Origin of the sequence: Natronohydrobacter thiooxidans, assembly GCF_001884735.1 — a bacterium.
GTDB classification, from domain to species: Bacteria; Pseudomonadota; Alphaproteobacteria; order Rhodobacterales; family Rhodobacteraceae; genus Roseinatronobacter; species Roseinatronobacter thiooxidans_A.
Map to the genome: position 1 here is coordinate 90,879 of NZ_MJAP01000032.1, position 20,216 is coordinate 111,094.

General features: G+C 60.7%; 24 protein-coding genes. 7 read left to right on the top strand and 17 right to left on the bottom strand.

The window, feature by feature from the left end; all coding sequences use genetic code 11:
- The first annotated feature begins 138 nt into the window (after nucleotides 1–138).
- Nucleotides 139–426, top strand: coding sequence for a co-chaperone GroES (locus BG457_RS12970; RefSeq protein WP_071797597.1), 288 nt, complete (start codon nucleotides 139–141; stop codon nucleotides 424–426).
- 45 nt (nucleotides 427–471) lie between these two features.
- Nucleotides 472–2,115: a chaperonin GroEL gene (gene groL, locus BG457_RS12975; protein ID WP_071797598.1), complete on the top strand. Its 1,644-nt coding sequence runs from the start codon at nucleotides 472–474 to the stop codon at nucleotides 2,113–2,115.
- Nucleotides 2,116–2,194: 79 nt separating this feature from the next.
- Here the strand turns inward: groL and BG457_RS12980 are convergent, their stop codons facing one another.
- Together BG457_RS12980 and BG457_RS12985 are read right to left on the bottom strand one after the other, a co-directional pair.
- Nucleotides 2,195–2,419, bottom strand: a complete 225-nt coding sequence (locus BG457_RS12980) for a DUF1150 family protein (protein ID WP_071797599.1) — start codon at nucleotides 2,417–2,419, stop codon at nucleotides 2,195–2,197.
- 15 nt (nucleotides 2,420–2,434) lie between these two features.
- On the bottom strand, nucleotides 2,435–2,851 hold the full coding sequence (locus tag BG457_RS12985; protein ID WP_071797600.1) for an Hsp20 family protein: 417 nt from the start codon (nucleotides 2,849–2,851) through the stop codon (nucleotides 2,435–2,437).
- Nucleotides 2,852–3,037: 186 nt separating this feature from the next.
- Here BG457_RS12985 and BG457_RS12990 point away from each other — a divergent pair, with 186 nt between their 5' ends.
- The 3 genes from BG457_RS12990 to BG457_RS13000 all read left to right on the top strand — a co-directional run bounded on the left by BG457_RS12990 (nucleotide 3,038) and on the right by BG457_RS13000 (nucleotide 4,866).
- Entirely contained in the window at nucleotides 3,038–3,256 is a 219-nt protein-coding gene (locus tag BG457_RS12990; RefSeq protein WP_071797601.1) for a YdcH family protein, read from the top strand.
- Between the two features lie 61 nt (nucleotides 3,257–3,317).
- Nucleotides 3,318–3,806, top strand: coding sequence for a 5-(carboxyamino)imidazole ribonucleotide mutase (purE, locus tag BG457_RS12995; protein ID WP_071797602.1), 489 nt, complete (start codon nucleotides 3,318–3,320; stop codon nucleotides 3,804–3,806).
- Nucleotides 3,799–4,866, top strand: coding sequence for a 5-(carboxyamino)imidazole ribonucleotide synthase (locus BG457_RS13000; protein ID WP_071797603.1), 1,068 nt, complete (start codon nucleotides 3,799–3,801; stop codon nucleotides 4,864–4,866). Before purE ends, BG457_RS13000 begins: the two co-directional genes overlap by 8 nt.
- Nucleotides 4,867–4,872: 6 nt before the next feature.
- On the opposite strand, the gene BG457_RS13005 is transcribed toward BG457_RS13000, so the two are convergent.
- Complete coding sequence (locus BG457_RS13005; protein ID WP_071797604.1) at nucleotides 4,873–5,595, bottom strand: alpha/beta fold hydrolase; 723 nt, start codon at nucleotides 5,593–5,595, stop codon at nucleotides 4,873–4,875.
- Between the two features lie 52 nt (nucleotides 5,596–5,647).
- On the opposite strand from BG457_RS13005, the gene BG457_RS13010 reads away from it, so the two are divergent.
- Complete coding sequence (locus tag BG457_RS13010) at nucleotides 5,648–6,103, top strand: NUDIX domain-containing protein (protein WP_071797743.1); 456 nt, start codon at nucleotides 5,648–5,650, stop codon at nucleotides 6,101–6,103.
- Here BG457_RS13010 and trxB read toward each other — a convergent pair.
- Nucleotides 6,100–7,041 carry a thioredoxin-disulfide reductase gene (trxB, locus tag BG457_RS13015; protein ID WP_071797605.1) on the bottom strand — a complete coding sequence of 314 codons (942 nt, stop codon included), beginning with the start codon at nucleotides 7,039–7,041 and terminating at the stop codon, nucleotides 6,100–6,102. The genes BG457_RS13010 and trxB overlap by 4 nt on opposite strands.
- Before the next feature lie 173 nt (nucleotides 7,042–7,214).
- Here trxB and BG457_RS13020 point away from each other — a divergent pair, with 173 nt between their 5' ends.
- Nucleotides 7,215–7,715: an Lrp/AsnC family transcriptional regulator gene (locus BG457_RS13020; RefSeq protein ID WP_071797606.1), complete on the top strand. Its 501-nt coding sequence runs from the start codon at nucleotides 7,215–7,217 to the stop codon at nucleotides 7,713–7,715.
- A gap of 9 nt (nucleotides 7,716–7,724) precedes the next feature.
- Here BG457_RS13020 and BG457_RS13025 read toward each other — a convergent pair whose 3' ends face one another.
- From BG457_RS13025 to BG457_RS13085, 13 genes are all read right to left on the bottom strand, one after another.
- Nucleotides 7,725–9,035: a P-loop NTPase family protein gene (locus BG457_RS13025; RefSeq protein ID WP_071797744.1), complete on the bottom strand. Its 1,311-nt coding sequence runs from the start codon at nucleotides 9,033–9,035 to the stop codon at nucleotides 7,725–7,727.
- Nucleotides 9,036–9,091: 56 nt separating this feature from the next.
- Complete coding sequence (locus BG457_RS13030) at nucleotides 9,092–9,595, bottom strand: prepilin peptidase (RefSeq protein ID WP_071797607.1); 504 nt, start codon at nucleotides 9,593–9,595, stop codon at nucleotides 9,092–9,094.
- Nucleotides 9,595–10,449, bottom strand: a complete 855-nt coding sequence (locus tag BG457_RS13035) for a tetratricopeptide repeat protein (protein WP_071797745.1) — start codon at nucleotides 10,447–10,449, stop codon at nucleotides 9,595–9,597. The genes BG457_RS13030 and BG457_RS13035 overlap by 1 nt, the downstream gene beginning before the upstream one ends.
- A gap of 22 nt (nucleotides 10,450–10,471) precedes the next feature.
- Nucleotides 10,472–11,056: a tetratricopeptide repeat protein gene (locus tag BG457_RS13040; RefSeq protein WP_139257736.1), complete on the bottom strand. Its 585-nt coding sequence runs from the start codon at nucleotides 11,054–11,056 to the stop codon at nucleotides 10,472–10,474.
- 2 nt (nucleotides 11,057–11,058) lie between these two features.
- Nucleotides 11,059–12,036 (bottom strand): type II secretion system F family protein, encoded by a 978-nt coding sequence (locus BG457_RS13045; RefSeq protein ID WP_071797608.1) that lies wholly within the window; start codon nucleotides 12,034–12,036, stop codon nucleotides 11,059–11,061.
- Nucleotides 12,037–12,083: 47 nt separating this feature from the next.
- The gene (locus BG457_RS13050) at nucleotides 12,084–13,052 is read right to left on the bottom strand and encodes a type II secretion system F family protein (RefSeq protein ID WP_071797609.1); all 969 of its coding nucleotides are present in this window, start codon (nucleotides 13,050–13,052) and stop codon (nucleotides 12,084–12,086) included.
- 3 nt (nucleotides 13,053–13,055) lie between these two features.
- Nucleotides 13,056–14,504, bottom strand: a complete 1,449-nt coding sequence (locus tag BG457_RS13055) for a TadA family conjugal transfer-associated ATPase (protein ID WP_071797610.1) — start codon at nucleotides 14,502–14,504, stop codon at nucleotides 13,056–13,058.
- An 18-nt stretch (nucleotides 14,505–14,522) separates the two neighbouring features.
- The gene (locus BG457_RS13060) at nucleotides 14,523–15,758 is read right to left on the bottom strand and encodes a CpaE/TadZ family protein (RefSeq protein WP_071797747.1); all 1,236 of its coding nucleotides are present in this window, start codon (nucleotides 15,756–15,758) and stop codon (nucleotides 14,523–14,525) included.
- A 290-nt stretch (nucleotides 15,759–16,048) separates the two neighbouring features.
- Nucleotides 16,049–16,675, bottom strand: coding sequence for an OmpA family protein (locus tag BG457_RS13065; RefSeq protein WP_245771005.1), 627 nt, complete (start codon nucleotides 16,673–16,675; stop codon nucleotides 16,049–16,051).
- 37 nt (nucleotides 16,676–16,712) lie between these two features.
- Nucleotides 16,713–18,104 (bottom strand): type II and III secretion system protein family protein, encoded by a 1,392-nt coding sequence (locus BG457_RS13070; RefSeq protein WP_071797612.1) that lies wholly within the window; start codon nucleotides 18,102–18,104, stop codon nucleotides 16,713–16,715.
- Between the two features lie 306 nt (nucleotides 18,105–18,410).
- Nucleotides 18,411–19,244 (bottom strand): Flp pilus assembly protein CpaB, encoded by an 834-nt coding sequence (cpaB, locus tag BG457_RS13075; RefSeq protein WP_071797613.1) that lies wholly within the window; start codon nucleotides 19,242–19,244, stop codon nucleotides 18,411–18,413.
- Between the two features lie 151 nt (nucleotides 19,245–19,395).
- Nucleotides 19,396–19,596, bottom strand: coding sequence for a hypothetical protein (locus tag BG457_RS13080; protein ID WP_071797614.1), 201 nt, complete (start codon nucleotides 19,594–19,596; stop codon nucleotides 19,396–19,398).
- 138 nt (nucleotides 19,597–19,734) lie between these two features.
- Nucleotides 19,735–19,959, bottom strand: a complete 225-nt coding sequence (locus BG457_RS13085) for a Flp family type IVb pilin (RefSeq protein ID WP_071797615.1) — start codon at nucleotides 19,957–19,959, stop codon at nucleotides 19,735–19,737.
- Nucleotides 19,960–20,216: the final 257 nt, after the last annotated feature.

Genomic DNA, 20,216 nt, shown 5'->3' on the forward strand with positions numbered 1-20,216 from the left:
GCCTGCAGGGCCAAAGGCGGTTTTCCCGACACGCGGGTGTTGACAGGTCCTGCGCGCTTCCCTATCTCTGCGGCGTTAGCACTCGACCTGTGTGAGTGATAACACGATTTCAACCTGGAACCAGAGGAGCGTTCTCAGATGGCATTCAAACCGCTGCATGACCGTGTTCTAGTCCGTCGCGTCCAGAGCGACGAGAAAACCAAAGGCGGTCTGATCATTCCCGACACCGCGAAAGAGAAGCCCGCAGAAGGCGAGATCATCTCGGTCGGCGAAGGCGCACGCAAGGATTCGGGCGAGTTGATCGCACCGAGCGTCAAATCGGGTGATCGCGTGCTGTTCGGCAAATGGTCCGGCACCGAAGTCACGATCGACGGCGAAGAGCTGCTGATCATGAAGGAAAGCGACATTCTGGGCGTTATCGCCTGATCGTTTTCACGCATTCAGAAATTCAGACAACCAGGAGGCACCCAAATGGCTGCTAAGGACGTCAAATTCAACACCAACGCCCGCGACCGGATGCTGCGCGGCGTGAATATTCTTGCTGATGCTGTGAAGGTCACGCTGGGCCCCAAAGGCCGCAATGTCGTGATCGACAAGAGCTTCGGCGCCCCCCGCATCACCAAGGACGGTGTGTCGGTTGCCAAGGAAATCGAACTGGAAGACAAGTTCGAGAACATGGGCGCGCAGATGGTCAAGGAAGTGGCCTCGCGCACCAATGACGAAGCTGGCGACGGCACCACGACCGCAACCGTTCTGGCACAGGCGATCATCCGCGAAGGTCTGAAATCAGTTGCTGCCGGCATGAACCCGATGGATCTGAAGCGCGGGATTGATCAGGCAACCACCAAGGTTGTCGAAGCGATCAAAGCTGCCGCACGTCCCGTCAATGACAGCGCCGAAGTCGCGCAGGTCGGCACCATCTCTGCCAATGGTGAAGCTGAAATCGGCCGTCAGATCGCTGACGCGATGCAGAAAGTCGGCAATGAAGGCGTGATCACGGTTGAGGAAAACAAAGGTCTGGAAACCGAGACCGATGTGGTCGAGGGCATGCAGTTCGACCGCGGCTACCTCTCGCCCTATTTCGTGACCAACCCCGACAAGATGGTTGCCGAACTCGACGACGCCATCATCCTGATTCACGAGAAGAAACTCTCGTCGCTGCAGCCGATGGTTCCGCTGCTCGAATCGGTCATCCAGTCGCAAAAGCCGCTCCTGATCATCGCAGAAGACGTGGAAGGCGAGGCTCTGGCCACGCTCGTCGTCAACAAACTGCGTGGCGGTCTGAAAATCGCCGCTGTCAAGGCACCGGGCTTCGGCGATCGCCGCAAGGCCATGCTGCAGGATATCGCCATCCTGACCGGCGGTCAGGTGATCAGCGATGATCTGGGCATGAAGCTGGAAAACGTGACTATCGATATGCTGGGCCGCGCCAAGAAAGTGTCGATCAACAAGGACAACACGACCATTGTTGACGGCAATGGCGAGAAGGCCGAGATCGAAGCCCGCGTCGCGCAGATCCGTCAGCAAATCGACGAAACCACCTCTGACTACGACCGCGAGAAGCTGCAAGAGCGTCTGGCCAAGCTGGCTGGCGGCGTTGCTGTCATCCGCGTCGGCGGCATGACCGAAGTCGAAGTGAAAGAGCGCAAGGACCGTGTGGACGATGCTCTGAACGCGACCCGTGCAGCCGTGCAGGAAGGCATCGTTGTCGGCGGTGGTGTTGCCCTGATCCAGGGCGCGAAATCGCTTGACGGTCTGAAAGGCGAAAACAGCGATCAGGATGTGGGTATCCAGATCGTGCGCCGCGCCATCGAGGCACCGCTGCGTCAGATCGCTGAGAACGCAGGCTTCGACGGTTCGGTCGTCGCAGGCAAAATCCGCGAATCCGATGACAAGGCCTACGGCTTCAACGCGCAGACCGGCGAATATGGCGACATGTTCAAGTTCGGCGTGATCGACCCGGCCAAAGTGGTGCGCACCGCATTGCAGGACGCGGCATCGGTTGCTGGCCTGCTGATCACGACGGAAGCCATGATCGCCGACAAGCCCGAGCCGAAAGGCGCAGCACCCGCAGGCGGCATGCCTGACATGGGCGGCATGGGCGGCATGATGTAATCAGGCCCCTATGGGAACGAGGAAGGCCGGGGCGCGTAGCCCCGGCCTTTTTCATTCTCAGCCATGATTACCGGGCGGCTCAGTGCACGCTGACCGGCTCGAAATCATTCTGCCTGGCCATGATGAACGCCATTGTCCGGTCGGTTACCAGCGCCAGACGTTCGCCCTCTTCATGGTGAATCGCATATAGATCTGTCACGCCCGGCAATTGCGCGCGGATCTCTTCCGGCAATTCGCTGGCCTTGATCGGGCGCACATAGGCGATGGGACGTTCAGGATTGGGGATGGGGAATTTGCTATCCATTTGATTTACCTCGCATCAGCCATGGGTGATGGTCACTGTCTGGACCGACTCTTCGGGCTCCTGACGGGTCAGGTCGATATGCAGCAACCCGTCCTGCAAGGCCGCGCGCGTCACCTCGACCCCCTCGGCCAGGGCAAAGACGCGCTGGAACTGCCGCGCGGCGATTCCGCGATGCAGGAACACGCGGTCGTCCTTGTCGGCATCTGCTTGCTGCCCGCGCACGAGCAACTGGCGCCGCTCGACGGTGATTGACAGATCATCCTCGCGAAACCCCGCCAGCGCCAGCGTGATCCGAAAGCTGTTCTCGCCGGTCACTTCGATATTGAACGGCGGATAGCCGTCAGTTCCTGACCGGGCGGTCTGTTCAACCAGCCGTTCCAGCCTGTCGAACCCCAGAAGCAGAGGATGCGACGGAAAATGCAGTTTCGTCATCAGCTTGGCCCTTTCAGATAAGCGACGTTGCTGTTGGCCCCATTGCGGCGGCCATCTGAGTCTAGATATGGTGTGAATTCTCGCAATCTCAAGGGTGGACTGCGTGCGTTGGCTGTATGGAAAGCTTTTGCGATGCGGGATTTGTCGCTAAGGTCAGCTTAAAGAAGCAAGAGCAGAATCGCCCCGATGAATTCGCCTCAAGAACTGAGCCATGAAGAAGTGCTGCGCGTGAAACTCGAAGTTCTGCGCCAGAAGCATCGCGATCTGGATGAGGCGATCAATGCGCTTCAGCAACAGGGCCCGGCCACGCAACTGACGGTCCTGCGGCTGAAAAAGGAAAAGCTGCGCCTGAAGGACCAGATCGCGCGGATCGAGGATGAACTGACCCCCGATATCATCGCCTGATGGAATTGCGCCTGTCCGTCGCATCGCTATAGTGCGCCCGACACGGGCCGAGAGGGGTAGCATGACCGAGATCAAGGTGGGCATCATCATGGGCAGCCAGTCCGACTGGCCGACCATGCGCGAAGCGGCGGAAATGCTGGAGGCGCTTGGCGTGCCTTATGAGGCCCGTATCGTGTCCGCCCATCGCACACCGGACCGTCTGTGGGAATATGGCCGCGACGCTGTGGCGCGCGGTCTGCAGGTGATTATCGCCGGGGCCGGTGGCGCGGCCCATCTGCCGGGCATGATGGCGTCCAAGACCCGTGTGCCCGTGATCGGCGTTCCGGTCCAGACCAAGGCGCTTTCCGGGGTGGACAGCCTCTATTCTATCCTGCAGATGCCGCGCGGCTATCCGGTCGCGACCATGGCCATTGGTGCGGCGGGGGCGGCCAATGCCGGATTGATGGCGGCCGGGATCCTTGCCCTTCAAGACCCGGAGCTTGCAGCACGGCTGGAGCAATGGCGCGCGGATCTGTCCGCCTCGATCCCGCAGGAGCCGCGCGATGACTGACCCTCTCGCACCGGGGCGCGTGATCGGTATTCTTGGCGGGGGGCAATTGGGGCGGATGCTCTCTGTCTCCGCGTCGCGTCTGGGCTATCGCTGCCATATCTACGACCCGGCGCCGAGCCCGCCCGCCGGGCATGTGGCCGAGCGGGTGATCACGGCGCCTTGGGAAGATCAGGCGGCCTTGCAGGATTTCGCGGCGCATGTGGATGTGATCACTTTCGAGTTCGAGAATATCCCCACGGAAACGCTCGACCTGCTGGAACCCCTGCGCCCGATCCATCCCGGGCGCCGGGCGCTGGCCGTGTCGCAGGACCGTCTGCTGGAGAAGGATTTCCTGCGTGATCTGGGGCTGCCGACCGCCCCCTACCGAGGCGTGGAGTCGCGCGCCGATCTGGAAGCCGCTGTCGCGGAACTTGGCACGCCCGCGATCCTGAAAACCCGGCGCATGGGCTATGATGGCAAGGGACAGGCGCGGCTGGAAAGTGCGGAGGATGTCGCTGCCGCCTGGGTGGCGATGTCCGGCGCGCCTGCGATCCTTGAAGGGTTTGTCCGCTTCTCGCATGAGGTTTCGGTGATCGCGGCGCGCGGTCTGACGGGTGAGGTAGCAGCCTTTGATCCGGGCGAGAACTTGCACAAAGACGGCATTCTGCGCGAAACCCGCGTGCCCGCGCGGCTGACCGGGGCGCAGCGCAGCGATGCGGTACTTCTGGCCGCCAGGATATTGAATGCACTGGATTATGTCGGCGTGCTCGGGGTCGAATTATTCGTGACCGAGGCCGGATTGATCGTGAACGAGATCGCCCCGCGCGTGCACAATTCCGGCCATTGGACACAGAATGGCTGTGCCGTCGACCAGTTCGAACAGCATATCCGCGCGGTCACTGGTCTGCCGCTTGGCGATGGGGGGCGCCATGCCGATGTGGTCATGGAAAACCTGATCGGTGACGACATCGCGCGGCTGCCGGATCTGTTGCGGATGAAGGATGTCGCGGTGCACCTCTATGGCAAGCCAGAGGCGCGGGCGGGCCGCAAGATGGGGCATGTGAACCGCATCCTGCGTTAGTCCATGTCACGGATTGGCGAGTTTCCGCAGGGCATTGCCGAAGGTCATGCCGTGATCGAACACGCCATTGCGCAGGAATTCCAGTGTTTCCGCAATGACAATCGGGTTGTTCATCATGAAAGTATGGGTGACGGGCAGCACGATATGATCACTCATGCCGTCCAGCTTCGTGCTCTCGACCGACACTTTGCCATCATCGGCCCCGTCAATCAGCGATGAGGTCAGCGGATTGATCGATACATCGCCCGCAATGATGCCCAGTTCATAAGTTGCAAATTCCGGAAGAGTGTCCAGTGCGGCGCTTTTCTCGGTGCCCAGTTCCAGCCCGGCCGGGCCGTTGAACCATGAGAACGCCTCGATATCCGAGAAGAAATCGACCAGTTCCGAGCCATGATTGGGCGGAGCCAGCATCACAACCCGACCCATCTGCTCTGGCCGGTTGCGGTCCAGCCAGCCGCGCGCCAGAATTCCGCCCATGGAATGGGTGACGAAATGCACCGGACCATCGCCGCATTCCTCGATCGCAACGCCCACATGTTCCATCAACTCGGCAATCGGGGCGGCCGTCGAGGGATAGCCGTGATTGACAACCCTGTAGCCATGCAGGCTCAGGGCCTCTTCCATGACGCGCATCGAATTCTCGGACCGTGCCAGCCCGTGCAAAAGCACAACGCAATCGGCCAGAACCGGGGCGGGTGCAAGAAACAGGGCTGTCAAAATCGTTTTCATGGGGCAGATATATGTGGCGGCGCGTGTTTGCGCCAGTCTGACGATGGGTCACATGACGAAACCGCGATTGGCCGTGCGCGCCCTGATCGTGCATCAGAACCGCTTGCTGCTGGTCAATGCCTGGCCGGACGGCCAGAGCGATCTGTGGTGCGCCCCCGGGGGCGGGGTCGAGCCGGGGCAGTCGCTGCCCGAAAACCTGCAACGCGAGGTGCAGGAAGAATGCGGGTTGCAGATCGCGGTCGGGGCGCCCTGTCTGGTGAACGAATTTCACGACCCGGCCAGCCGCTTCCATCAGGTCGATATCTATTTCCGCGCGGAAATCACCGGCGGCCGGATTTCAGCGGATTGGGTCGATCCGGCAGGCGTCGTCACCACCCGACGCTTCGTGACCGAGGCCGAGCTGCGCCGCCTGCGCTACAAGCCTGATAGCCTGCCCGAAATCGCATGGGGCGACGCGGCCTGGGATGGCCGCGCGCTTTACGATCCTTTGGAGCCGATCCTGCGTTAGCCGTGCCCGGACAGGAATTTTTCCGCGTCGAGTGCTGCCATGCAGCCCATGCCCGCGCTGGTGACGGCCTGCCGATAGGTGTGATCGGTCAGATCGCCCGCGGCAAATACACCGGGGATCGAGGTGCGCGTGCTGCCGGGTTCGACCCAGACATAGCCACCGTCCTGCATCTGCAACTGATCCTTCACCAATTCGCTGGCCGGGCTGTGACCGATGGCGATAAAGACGCCCGCGCAGGCGATTTCCCGCGTCGTGCCGGTATGGACCTCGCGCAGGCGCACCGCCTCGACCCCCGGCGCGGTGCCGTCGCCCAGCACTTCGTCCAATGTGTGATGCCAGATCACTTCGATCTTGGGATGCTCCAGCAGGCGGTGTTGCAGGATCTTTTCGGCGCGCAGGCTGTCACGGCGATGCACCAGCGTCACTTTCGAGGCGAAATTGGTCAGGAACAGCGCTTCCTCGACCGCCGTATTGCCGCCGCCGATCACGACCACTTCCTTGCCGCGATAGAAGAACCCGTCGCAAGTGGCGCAGGCGGAAACGCCCATGCCCTTGTATTTCTCCTCGGAGGGAATGCCCAGCCAGCGCGCCTGTGCGCCGGTGGCCAGAATCACCGCATCGGCGGTGAAGGTCATGCCACTATCGGCTGTCGCGGTGAAGGGCCGTGCCGACAGATCAAGCGCGCTGATATGATCGGTGATCACCTCGGTGCCCATCTCGCGCGCATGGGCTTCCATCCGCACCATCAGATCGGGGCCCGTGACCATGGTATCGCCGGGCCAGTTCTCGACTTCGGTCGTGATCGTCAACTGCCCGCCGGGCTGAATGCCCTGCACCAGAACCGGCTCCAGCATGGCGCGCGCGCCATAGACCGCAGCCGTATAGCCAGCGGGCCCGGAGCCGATGATCAGAAGCTTGGTGTGGCGGGTGTCGGTCATGGCTGTCCCTCGGAAAATCTATTGTCGCGCGCAATCTAAGCACTGGGGCGTGAACCACAAGGGGGTAGGCGCGCGCATGGTTGGGTGCTAAATAAATTGCGCATTCTTGAAACATTGTTGCGCAACTCGGCTGCCGGGCGTAAAGAAGTGCAAAACCCCGGGGAGTGGATGGCATGTCGGGCAGCAAGCTTGATCCGATTGATCGCAAGATTCTGGCAGAATTGCAGGCGGACGGTCGCATGACCAATGTCGAACTGGCCAAGCGCGTCGGAATTTCTGCGCCACCTTGTCTGCGCCGCGTCCGCAGTCTGGAAGAGGCGGGCCTGATCCGTGGCTATCATGCCCAGGTCAATGCGCGCGAATTGGGATTCGAGGTGCAGGTTTTCGCGATGGTCGGGCTGAATTCGCAGGCCGAGGTCGATCTGGCGCGGTTCGAACAGCGCTGCCGGGACTGGCCGCTTGTGCGCGAATGTCACATGCTCAATGGCGAGATTGATTTCATCCTGAAATGCGTCGCCCCGGACCTGTCGTCTTTCCAGCGCTTCCTGACCGAAGAATTGCTGGCCGCCGAGAATGTGATCACGGTCAAGACCTCGCTTGTCATTCGCTGCGCCAAGGCAGACCCCGGCGTGCCCTTTGACATACTGGAATCGCGGATGGCGGCGATAGACTGAGGGCGCTTTTCAGCGCGCGATTGTCTCCTGCTGCACGAACATGTTTTTCCAGGCCCGGTCGATCAGCTCCGGGGACATATGCCGTGATTTGCCCTCGAAATCGCAGATGGCGATCATCTGGTCGATCAGAAAGACCGGCTGATAATTGGCATAGACATTCTTGATGGTCGGATATTTCTTCTGGATCAGATAGATGATGGTTTCCTCATCCAGCGGCATCTTGCGTTTCTTGGCCACCATCGCAAAGATCTTCAGGAAATCTGACTGATCCGGGCCGTCGATCTTGATCTTGTAGAAGATCCGCCGCAGTGCTGCCTGATCGAAAATGTCATTCGGATGGAAATTGGTCGAGAAGATCACCAGCGTATCGAAGGGCACCACGAATTTCTCGCCCGATTGCAGGGCAAGGATATCGTAATTCATCTCCATCGGCACGATCCAGCGGTTGACGATGGCCTGCGGCGGTTCTTCCTGCCGACCCAGATCGTCGATGATGAACACGCCCCCCGTCGCCTTGAGTTGCAAGGGCGCCTGATAGGTGCGCGAGACCGGGTTGAATTTCAGATCCAGCATATCAAGCGTCAGCTCGCCGCCGGTGATCACGGTCGGGCGTTCGCAATAGACATAGCGGTTGTCGAACCGGTTCCCGGTCTGGCGCAGCAGCGAAGGGTTGTCCTCGGAACTCTCGGCCACGGTATGCACGATCGGGTCATAGACGCTGATGATCTGACCGGCATGCATCACCGCGCGGGGCACATAGATCCGGTCGCCCATGGCTGCCCGGATCCCGTTCGAGATCGAGGATTTCCCGTTGCCCGGCGGCCCGTATAGCAGGATTGACCGCCCCGAACTGACCGCCGGACCCAGATCATCCATCAGGGTCGGTGGCAGGATCAGATCGCCCATGGCGATCTTCAGCTGGCGGCGGGTAATCTGGATATCGCGGATCGACTGGCGCCTGATCTGCGCCTCATACATCGGCATCGGCACCGGCATGGCGCCGTAATATTCGGACTGGCTGAGCGCATCGAGTGCGCGCGCCTTGCCCGAATCGGTGAGCTGAAAATTGGCTTCCGACTGCGCGCTGGCAGAGAGGGTCGCCATCGCCTCGATCAGCTTTTCGGACCGGCACAGGTCGATCAGTTCAATGGTCTGCGGGATCGGCAGGCAGATCGTGCGCGACAGTTCCGTGACCTTGGTGATCGACATGCGGAACATGGTCTTGAGCAGGATGTCCCGCATCAACACGTTGCTTAGCCCGGTAGCGTCCAGATTGCGCGGAACGGGCGGGGCAGTGATGTGGCTGGCTTCGATGTTCATCCGCATTATCCGTTCCTGTCAGAGTCCAGTCTGGTCCGCAAAAGGTAAAGGTCAGCCTAAGCGAGGGGATTTCCGAAGATGGTCGCAAGGCACAGGTAGAATAGCAGGCTCGGGCCAAGCGCCAGCCCCATCGGAAACTCCCGCCGGTGCCAGCTTTCCCAGCCCGGTGCCAGCGCCTGGGCAAGCTGCGTTGAGCGGGCAATGCGATGGGCGATGAAGCTGACCACTGTGACACTCGCGAGCAGCATCAGAAACAGGCTCAGATCGCCCAGCGCAATGAACGGCGCCATGGCAGCGGCGAATTTCGCATCTCCCCCGCCCATCAGACCGACCGAGCTCAGCACGAATCCCACCACCAGCACCACGCCAAGGCTTAGCCAGCCCCAGGCCCAGGTCTGAAACGGCAGGGCGATCAGCCCGATGACCAGATAGACTGCGACCAGCGCCAGAACGGTGAAATTATGGATCTTCATCCATTTCATGTCACTGAAGGCCACCCAGAGCGCAATCGGGGCCACGAAGGGCAGGAACCACAACGCGGTCTGCGCGCTCATCATCATCAGCCGCGCCCCCCGTCGAGCGCGCGCATGGCGCGCACCGCTTCCTCATAATGCTGCGGATGGGTGTCGATGGCCTCGGCCAGCAAGGTGCGCCCGATAGTGGTGTCGCCTTTGCGCACCGCGGCGATGGCCATGGTATAGAGCAGGACCGCGCGTTCCTCCTGCGTCATCTGCACCAGCGGCAGGCTGTAATTGCCCTGACCGGCGCGTGCGAGCGCAAGATTGTTCTTTGCCGTGAACAGGTTCGGATCATGTTGCAGCGCCTGCATGAACAGCGGCTCCGCCTCGCGGGGTTTGCCGCGGGTCAGCTTCGAGAAGCCCCAGTTGTTATAGACCCCGGAGGGCCGGGTCGTCAGCCCGGCAGCAGTCTCGTAGAAATGATCCGCCCGCGCCCATTGCTGCTTGCTGTCGGCGATCATTGCTTCCAGCCGGTAGCGGTCGAAACTCTCATGCGTCGGCGGGATCTGGTTCAGCGTCGCTTCCGCCTGGGCCCAGTTATTGGCGCGGATATAGGTATCGGCCAGCATCACCCGGTCATCATTATTGGCCTCGGGATGTGCAACCACGTTACGCCAGACCGGCAGCGCCTCGGACGAACGGCCGGCGCGCACAAGCGATTTGGCAAGGCCGCGCTGCAGGCTGAGATCGTCGGGGCGGCGTTCAAGCTGGGCGGCAAAGTAATTCACGGCTTCTTCCGGGTCGCCTGCCACAAGCATCAGTTCGGCCATGTTCTGATTGTCGATGGCGGTCACGCTGTCAATCGCGCGTGATACACTGGCCTTGCTGCTGTCCTGACAAGCCGCAAACGCGAACGCGCTGCCCGCAAGCAGCGCAAATAGAATAGGGTGGCGCATTTTTGCGTCCTCACTGCTCATTTTATAGTGGCGTGGACAATAACAGATACCTGCCACTGCCCCGCCGCATCAGCAAAAGCCGATGTGCCTCATGATCATCATAGCCGCTTTTTTCGGTCTTTTCGATGGCTAAACGCAAATTCTCGCGGATTTCGGGGGATCTGCCCTTATCAAACACGAAAGCGTTGCGGAAATGCAGTTGGGCTTCGCCCCATTTGCCCTGTTCGCCCAGCGTCACGCCCAGATTGTTATGCGCAGGGACAAAGGTTTCATCCAGTTCCAGCGCCCGGCGCAGATCCTGCTCTGCCTGCTGCAGACGGCCAAGACGCAGATTGGCAGAGCCGATGGCTGAAAGCACATCGACGCTGGCCCCATGGGTCACAGCGCCGCGATGATATTCGCGCAGGGCCAGTTCATATTCGCCCGCCGCCATCAGCCGATGGCCGACAATCAACCCGTCAACCGCATCCGGCACATCAGAACCGCGCGCCGCAGGCCGCAACTGGTCGGGGCCAGCCCCGGCAATCAAGGCGTCGCGCGGGGACGGCGATGTGGCCGCGCAGCCTGCCAGGAACCCTGCCAGGAACAACCATGTTATGCGACGCAAGTTTACATTCCGCTTATGATATTTCCGCCCAGATCCGCCATGATGCCAACCACCGAGGGCGCGATCAGGATGATCAGCAGAGGTGGGACAGTGAACATCATAGTGCCCAAAGTCATCTTGGTCGGCAAGAGGTTTGCTTTCTCCTCGGCGCGCATGATCCGCTTGTCGCGCATTTCCGAAGCGAAGACGCGCAGCGCCTCGGTGATCGAGGTGCCATAGGTCTGCGCCTGCACCATCACCGTCACGAAAGAGGTGATGTCCGAGATGTCGCAGCGCTTCGCCAGATCTTTCAGAACCTCGCCGCGTTCGCGCCCGGCCTTGACTTGCTCGCCCACGGCGCTGAATTCCTCGCCCAACGCGGGATAGGCCTGCTTGATCTCGCGTGATACCCGCTGGATGGACTGATCAAGCGATTGCCCGGCCTCGACGCAGATCAGCATCATGTCCAGCGCATCGGGAAAGCCCGAGAGGATCTCTTCCTTGCGCGCCTCGACGCGCTTTTCGATCCAGCGTCGTGGGCCGAAATAGCCGACCAGCATTGGCATCACGAGCGCGAAGGCCATCAGATAGAGGCTTTCGAACCTGTCCGGCGCGATCACGAACACGACCAGAAGCGACAGCGCCAGCCCGCTGAGCGCGAGGATGAACTGAAGCGCCGCGAAATCGCGCACGGCATTCTTGCCGTGATAGCCCGCCTGAATCATCTTCTGGCGCGCTGCCGACAGCTCTTTCTCATTCTCCGGCTCCAGAAAGCGCGAGAAATTGTCGAGTGCCTTGATTTCACGCCCTTTTCCCCGCCGCAACGAGCGTTTGTCGTCGCGGGAACTGTTCTTGTTCGCCTTCGCTTCCTGCGAGAAACGCTGCATCGGATCGGCGCGTTCGCCCTTCATGAGGGTCGCCAGCGCCAGCCCCAGAAGTGCTATGCCGCCGAAGCCAGCCAGTGCAATCAGTCCTGTCGGGCCCTCGAAAATCTCAAACATGGGTCACTCGCCTTTCCAGTGGAGCCGTGTTGCCTGCAGCACCGGTCTCAAACCTTGATATCCGTCATCTTGCGCATGTAGAGGATGTTGATGATCAGGAAGACACCGACCACGATTGCCAGCGGCAGGTAATAGGGGGTTTCCTTCACATTGTCATAATAGTCCGGCTTGATCGCCTGGATCATCAGCATCGCAACAATCGGGAAACCGGACAGGAACATGCCGGACCATTTCGCTTCGGCCGTGATCGCCCGCACACGCCGGAACAGCTTGAACCGCGCGCGCACAACTTTCGACAGCCCGTCCAGAATCTCTGCGAGATTGCCGCCGGATTTCTGCTGGATCGAGACCGCGACGGCCAGAAACCGGATATCCTGCAAATCCACGCGCTCGCCGAATTCCGCAATCGCTTCGCCCGCGTCCCGGCCATAGGCGATCTCGTCGGCGATCAGCCCGAGTTCCGTGCCCAGCGGATCCGCGATTTCATCCGCCGCGATGTTCAGCGACGCGCCGAAAGGATGGCCCACGCGCAGCGAGCGCACCATCAGGTCGATGGCTTCGGGCAGTTGTTCCTCGATCGCCGACACCCGCTTCTTGGCCTTGCTGGAGACCCAGACGAAGACGCCGCCAAAGCCGAAGACGACAGAGATGCCGGCCCGGATTCCGGGTTCCGTGGGTGTGGTGAAACTCAGCATCACGAAGCTGAAGGCGCTGAGCGCGAACATCAGCAGGATCAGCGTGCGGGGCGAGAAGGCGATATTGCCCTTGCGCGCGCGCTCTTCGATCATGCCATAGAGCGGGATCGAGAATCCGCCTTTGTGGATAGAGCGCTCCTTGCGCAACTGCTCCATCACATCTTTCTTTGCCTGCCCCTTCTGCATCAGTTCGAGGCGGCGGTTCAGCTTGGAATCATGCTCGATGCTGCGCCCGAAGGCGATCAGGTAGACACCATTGATCAGCAGCAGGACTGCGCCGAAAATGGCAAGATAAATCAGGGGGCTGATCGACAGTTCCATGGCTTATCTCCGTCCCCGCATTTCGTCATAGATGCTGGCAGGCAGGTCATAGCCCCAGCGCTTGAACCGGTCCGAATAGGCCGAGCGCAGGCCCGTCCCGGTGAAATGGCCAAGGATCGTGCCATTGGGCTCCAGGCCCGTGCGCTCGAAACGGAAGATCTCCTGCATGGTGATAATCTCGCCTTCCATGCCGGTGATTTCGGTGATCGACACCATGCGGCGCGAGCCATCCTGCAGGCGCGAGACCTGCACGATCAGGTTCACAGCAGAGCCGATCTGGCTGCGCACCGCGCGCAAGGGCATTTCGATCCCGGCCATGGCGACCATGTTTTCCAACCGGCTGATCCCGTCGCGCGCCGAGTTGGCGTGGATTGTCGTCATCGAGCCGTCATGGCCTGTATTCATGGCCTGCAACATGTCGATAACTTCCTCGCCGCGGGTTTCGCCGACGATGATCCGGTCAGGGCGCATCCGCAGGGCGTTGCGCAGACAATCGCGCTGCGTGACCGCGCCTTTGCCTTCCATATTGGCCGGGCGGCTTTCCATCCGGCCCACATGGATCTGTTGCAGTTGCAGTTCCGCCGTATCCTCGATGGTCAGGACACGTTCTTCATTGCCGATGAAGCTTGAGAGCGCGTTCAGCGTCGTGGTCTTGCCCGAGCCGGTTCCGCCGGAGACGATGATATTGAGCCGGGTTGCCACCGCGGCTTCCAGATAGAGCGCCATTTCTTCTGAAAACGCCCCGAATTTCACCAGATCCTGGATGCCGAGTTTTTCTTTCTTGAATTTCCGGATGGATACCAGCGAGCCGTCGACCGCGACCGGGGGCACCATCGCGTTGAAGCGCGAGCCATCGGCCAGACGGGCATCCACATAGGGGTTGGATTCATCAACCCGACGCCCGACGGCGGAGACGATCTTGTCGATGATGCGCAGCAGATGCCGCTCGTCGCGAAAGGTCACATCGGTCAGTTCCAGCTTGCCTGCGCGCTCGATGAAGACCTGCTTGGGGCCGTTGACCAGAATATCATTGACCGTGTCATCCTGCAGCAAGGGCTCCAGCGGGCCAAGGCCCATCACCTCGAAATAGAGTTCCTTGTTCAGCGTGGCGCGTTCCTCGCTGTTGAGGACGACATCCATCTCGGACAGCGCTTCTGCGACGATGGTATTGATTTCCGAGCGCAATTCGGCTTCGCTGGCAGTCTCCAGCGCGGAGAGGTTCAGGTTTTCGAGCAAGCGTTTGTGCAGATCGGATTTGAGCGCGTTCATCCGCAACTTGCGCTGCTGGGCACGGTCCGAGGCAACCGCCGAGGCTGGAACACTGGTGTCAGCTCTGCCGCGCTGAGGCGACGGGCGCTCGGGGGTCTTGCCTTGCGGCTTGGCGCGTTCCGGCGCGGCATCCACCGGCTTGACCGGCGTGGCACCCTGGGTCTTGCGATATCTTGCGAACATGATCTTTACTCACCTGTATTATTCAGCAGCGATCGTCGTGGTCTGGGACGTCTCGTAGAGCGCTGCTGCAAATTTCTGGATCTCTTTGGTGACCGGGTTCTTGGGGGCGTATTCTGACAGCGGAAGGCCGTGGTCATTGGCGTCCCGGATCTGCGTGCCGCCATCAGGAATATGTACCGCGATGCTGATGCCAAGGCTCTCGGCCATGCGTTTCGCCCGCGCCTTGCCGCCAAGATCGGTGAAGCGCGGCGCCCGGTTCAGGATGAAACGGTGCTTCTCCATGGAAATGCCATCCGCTTTCAGCGCGCGGATCATGCGCAGCGCGTTTTGCGCAGAGCGCAGATCCAACTCTATCATGGTGAAATAGAGATCCGACATCTGCAGCGCGGTTTCGGTCCAGTGCACAACTGTGCGCGGCATGTCGATGATCACGATGTCGAACTGATCACGCGCCATAGAGATCACGCGTTCGATTTCATCCGGGGTCAGCAGGTCCAGCGGCAGCATGTCGGAGGGCGCGGTCAGCACTTGCAAGCGGTCCTGAAACTTCTGGGTTGCCGCGAAGAAAGCGTCGCGGTCCATCGTGCTGGTCTGGGACAGCAGCTCATAGACCTTTTCCGTCCGCGCGAGATCGAGATAGGTCGAGACCGATCCGGACTGAAAATCGAAATCGAGTATGCAGACCGTCTGGCCGTCCTTGGCGCCGATACTGCTCAGTTCCCAGGCCAGATTGACGGCGAAATTGGTGCCACCTGCGCCGCCCGCCAGCGCATGAACCGCAAAGACCGATCCGTTCTTGCCGCTGGGCGCGGAAGCGGCGGCGCCATAGCGCCCATGGTCCGCAACTTCGTTCTGCCGCTTCAGCCGTGCGATGGCATCCTGCAGCGCATTTTCCGGCAGCGGGTAGGGGACGAAATCACTGGCACCCGCCCGCAGCAACTGATGCAGCAGGATCGGCGAGAGGGCTTCGGCGATCAGCAGCACCTGGATGTTGCGCGCGGTTGCTTGTTCGATCACCGCACGGATCGGCGCGATACTGGCCTCATCCTCATCGTCGAGCGCGATGGCAAGCATTTCAAGATCGTCCGATTCCGCATCCTGCAGAAAGGCGGTGGCTTCCGAGAAGGTCAGATCGCCCCAGTCCTCGTGGAAAACCGCTTCCATGTCTTCAATCAGCAGGTCAAAATTCTGCACGTCGCGCGAGACCGTGCAGGCACGGATCTTCTGGGGGGTGCTGTCAACGGTGCTCGCCATTTTGGCTTCCTCAAACTCAACTCGGGTTTCCAACGGATCCGCCGAAAAAGGATTCGCACTACAGAAGCGGATCCGACGGTATGTTGAGCGAAGATTGTTTATAATTCTGGCAAGATTTGGGCCGAACTGGTGAAATTGTTCGATACTACCCGAAGCGCAATCACGTCGGCGCGACCAATTGGCCTTTCCGTCAGGGCTTGCGGAATATGACGTTGCGTCCTGCTGAAAATGAAAGAAACCCGCGCCTTGTGGAAGCGCGGGTCAATGCGGCTGTCAAACTGGCGCGGGCCTTACTCGACGCGATGCTCTTCTCGCGCGCTCCCGACATATTCCCGATGGATGATGCGCGCGTAATCGCCATGCATCGTTGTGGCACGTCGGCGGATCATGCCCGAAATCTCGGTCACGGTGCGTCGATTCGCAGGCTCATAGCCTTCCGACACGATCAGCGGCTGGGTTTCCCCGCGTGAGACGACGGCTATGATGCTGGACCGTGGCACCCCCAGCGAGACCAGACAGCCTTTCACGGCATTAGCGCGGCGCAGTCCCAGGCGATAGTTATAGGCGGCAGAGCCCACGGCATCGGTATGGCCATAGATCGTGTAGCGCAGTTCCGGGAATTGCTTCATCCAATGCGCCTGAATCCGCAGGATCGCGAGGGCCTCTTCATCGAGCGCGGCGCTGTCAAAGGCGAAATTGACCATCGAGGGCACTTCCGCATGGAAGCGGCGGCTCATGATCTGCGCAAGGCTGATCTGCCCGCTCTGCAACAGCGTGTTATGCATGGTCGGGTTGCCAAAGCCGCCCTCGTCGATCGTGCTTCCGGCCTCGCGGTTGAAGCTGGAACTGGGGTCGCTACAGGCGGTCAAACCCAGACCCGCAGCGCCGATCAGAAAATTGCGACGGTTGATAGCCATACCCGGCTCCTTTGTTAAGCCCTTGAGACAGCTCGAATTAATCCAGAACATAGCCATAGGAGCCACCGAAATCCTGACGCGCGATCTCGCCGAGAGCGCCAGAGCCGGGCGCGGCCAGCCGTCCGCTAAGGAAGAGTTCACGCTCGGTCGGCGGGCGGACGCGATCAGTGGGCAGCATCAGCGCCTCACCGCGTGTCGGCGTGACCAGATGCGCCGTGATGATGATTACCAACTCGGTCTGCTGGCGCTGATACTCTGCGCTGCGGAACAGGGCCCCCAGCACGGGAAGTTCCGACAGCCAGGGGACGCTGCGCGAATTGGCGCGGAAATCATCTTCGAGCAGGCCCGCGATGGCGAAGCTCTCGCCGTCACGCAGTTCGACCGTGGTCTTGGTGGACCGGGTGCGGAACGGGGCGACCTGCGTGCCGTTGATCAGCGTCGCATTCGCGCCGTCAAGCGAAGAGACCGTCGCGTCCAGCCGAAGGTTGATCACCTTGTCATCCAGCACCCGCGGGGTGAAGGCGAGCTGTACGCCGAAGGGTCGGTATACAATGCTGATATTGCTGCCGTTCTCGGATACAGTAGGCACCGGATATTCGCCGCCCGCGAGAAAGCTCGCTTCCTGCCCGGACAGGGCGGTCAGATTAGGCTCGGCCAGAGTGCGCGCAAGCCCCTGCGTTTCCAGCGCCTCCAGCAGCACCTGGGCGGTCAGCCGTCCGCCTCCGACCCTGAACCCGAGCGCGCCGGCGCGGGTGGCAGACGCACCCGGCGTCAGGTTGGTATTCGACAGGGCACCGCCCTGGCCGCCGGTATTCATCGACAGGTTGGTGTCGGCATTCACATTGATGCTCGCGCCGAGATTCTTGCTGATCCCGCGCTGCATTTCCGCAAACCGCACTTTCAGCATCACCTGCTGCGTGCCGCCCACGCTCATCAGGTTCGAGATGCGGTCGGGCGCATAGCGCTGCGCCAGTTCCAGTGCCGCGTCCAGACGTGCGGCGGTCGAGACGATGCCCGACAGCACGATCCCGTCATTCGCGGTGCGCACCTCGATCTTCTCATTGGGCAGGATCTGGCGCAGGCGCTCGCGGAATTCCGCGATATCGGGCGTGACCTGAACCTCGACATTCGACATCAGCGCGCCGTCGGGGCCAAGGATGGTGAGCGTGGTCCGACCCGGTGTCTTGCCCAAGACATAGATCGACCGGTCCGAGAGGGTCGAGATATCGGCAATGCCGGGATTGGCGATGGACAGTTCTGCGAAGGGATTGTCGGTTTCGACAACGACGGCGCGGTTCATCGGCACCCGGAGCGTTGATGCAGCACCGCCGTTCAGAACGCGAAACGTCTCTGCCTGAGCGGTCGGTGCCTGCGCAAGACCAAACGAAGCTCCGAGAAGCAGCGTTGCTGCGAGTAGTTTGATTCTCATTTTGCCTGCCTTCTGAGACTGCTCTGTTTTTGTCGGGTCGCAGCAAATCTGTCCTGCGCCCCCAGGTCTGACGCCTGTCAATTTTGGCTGATCATGCTTCAATCCGGGATTTTTATCAAGAATCTTGTGCTTATGGCGCTAAGTTGATGTACTTTCTGCAACGATCACCGCTGGGTTGTCTAGATATTGAGTCGCATCCAGCCGCGCGCGCCGCATCTGGGTGCCCCTCCCTTGTGTCCTTCCGGCAACAAAACGGACATGGCGCGCGCCCCGGCGGGTGCGCGCGCCATGTCCCGATCAGCGCGGTCAGTTGGTGCAGGGAATTTCGATCAGCACCATATCACCCCCGCGCCGGGTGCGGATATGGCATTTCTGCTCGACTTCGACCCGGCGTTCCTCGCGGACGATGCCCAGCATCTGGTCCTGCGTCATCTCGATCTGCTCATTCGTTCGCTCGTCATCAACGCCGATCAGCGCCAGCGACAGCCGCCCCGAACCCTGTGCCTGCGCCAGTGCCGCCGCCTGCCGGGGCGTGGCCTCTACTGTCACGGTGCGGGCTGCGGATACATTGGTCGTGCGGTCCATATCCGCGCTCTGGTCCACGGCAATCAGGCGCATATGCGACTGGATCATTTGCGTGACCTCACCCTGATCAGAGCTGCGCCCGGTCCAGAACACATCGACATGATCGCCGGGGCGCAGGAAACCCGCGACGCCAGAGGTCTGGTTGACCGGGATGGTAAAGGCGCGCATGCCGGGGCTGAGATGCGAGGTGATGCCCGCCTGTTTGCCGGGTTCGGTCAGTTTGACGGTCATGATCGGCTCCAGCGCTTCCATCGCGCGCAGCACGATCCGGGTGTCGCTGCCATTCGGGAACAGCGCGTCGACATCGGTATAGGCGCCAGTGGGCACAGCGTAAGACGGGAAGGGCGCCACGCGCACATCCTCGCGCGTCAGTTGCTGGCCGTAGCGCAGGGGTTTGGCGGTCACGAACACATTCACCATCTCGACCGTGCTGGCATTGCGCCGGGCTTCGGCGAGTTCCGTCTGCATCTGCGAGATGTATTTCTGCGTCTGAAAGACCGCAAACCCGGCCAGGCCGACCCCGGCGATCAAGACTGCTCCGAACACGAGGCGCATGACTCTTTCCTCTTTCCTGATACGATTCGCCCAAGGGGCGGAATTCACTGCTCTGTCAGGAACAATATCCCTGAATTATGGCCAAATCGTGCACGACACCGGGCGAGAGTCAGACATCCACACGAGACCGGCGCGGGAAAAATCCGTCCGGTCACAAAGGGCCGATTGGCGCCAGTTCCGCAGAGGAGAGGGACTCGGATGTCGAGTCGCCGACATGCTGCGCGCCCGTGATCACTGTCAGGACAATCGCCGCGCCTAGCGTGCAGATCGCCGCTGTCAGGACGACAAAATCCACCGTCACGGCCCCGGATTGGTCTTCACCAAAATCTTTCAGTTTCAAAAAAGCGTTCATCTGAGTGCTCTCATCTGATCTGGGTTCAGTGTCGGTAAATCAACGTCACTCGGTCCTGTCATAAAAGGAGCGCCGCATCCCTTCGGCTGCGGCGCTCTGGATGCCCCTTGCGCGTTTCGCGCAAGTCCATGCGGGAGATTAGTCGCCGCCGCCTTGGTTGCCGGACAGGTTGCCCAACAGGTCGATCTGAGCCGAGCTCAACGACGCCTGGATCTGGGTTCCGACGCTTTGGGTGCCCGAGCGCACCGATGCGATCACCGCGATGCCCAGGCCGACGATGGCTGCGGTCAGCACGACCCAGTCGACAGTCACGGCACCGGATTCGTCAGCGGCGAAGGTTTTGATTTTTGCTACGAAGTTCATGTTGTTTCTCCAGATGTGAACGTTTCTACTCATAAGCCGCTCCGGTAAGATACTGTTCGATCACCGCTTGGCTGACTGTAATTAACCCCTGAATCGTGGTCGAAATTGGGCGGGAATCGTACCTTTTCGGCGTAGATCTGGGCCTTTTCCGGCCATCGTTCCCGCGCGGCCATTTGACCCGCCGATTTTCACAGATTGTTTCCGGAACGCGCGGTTATGGGGAACTGACTGTCATGCCACAGTCCGGGCACCGCAGA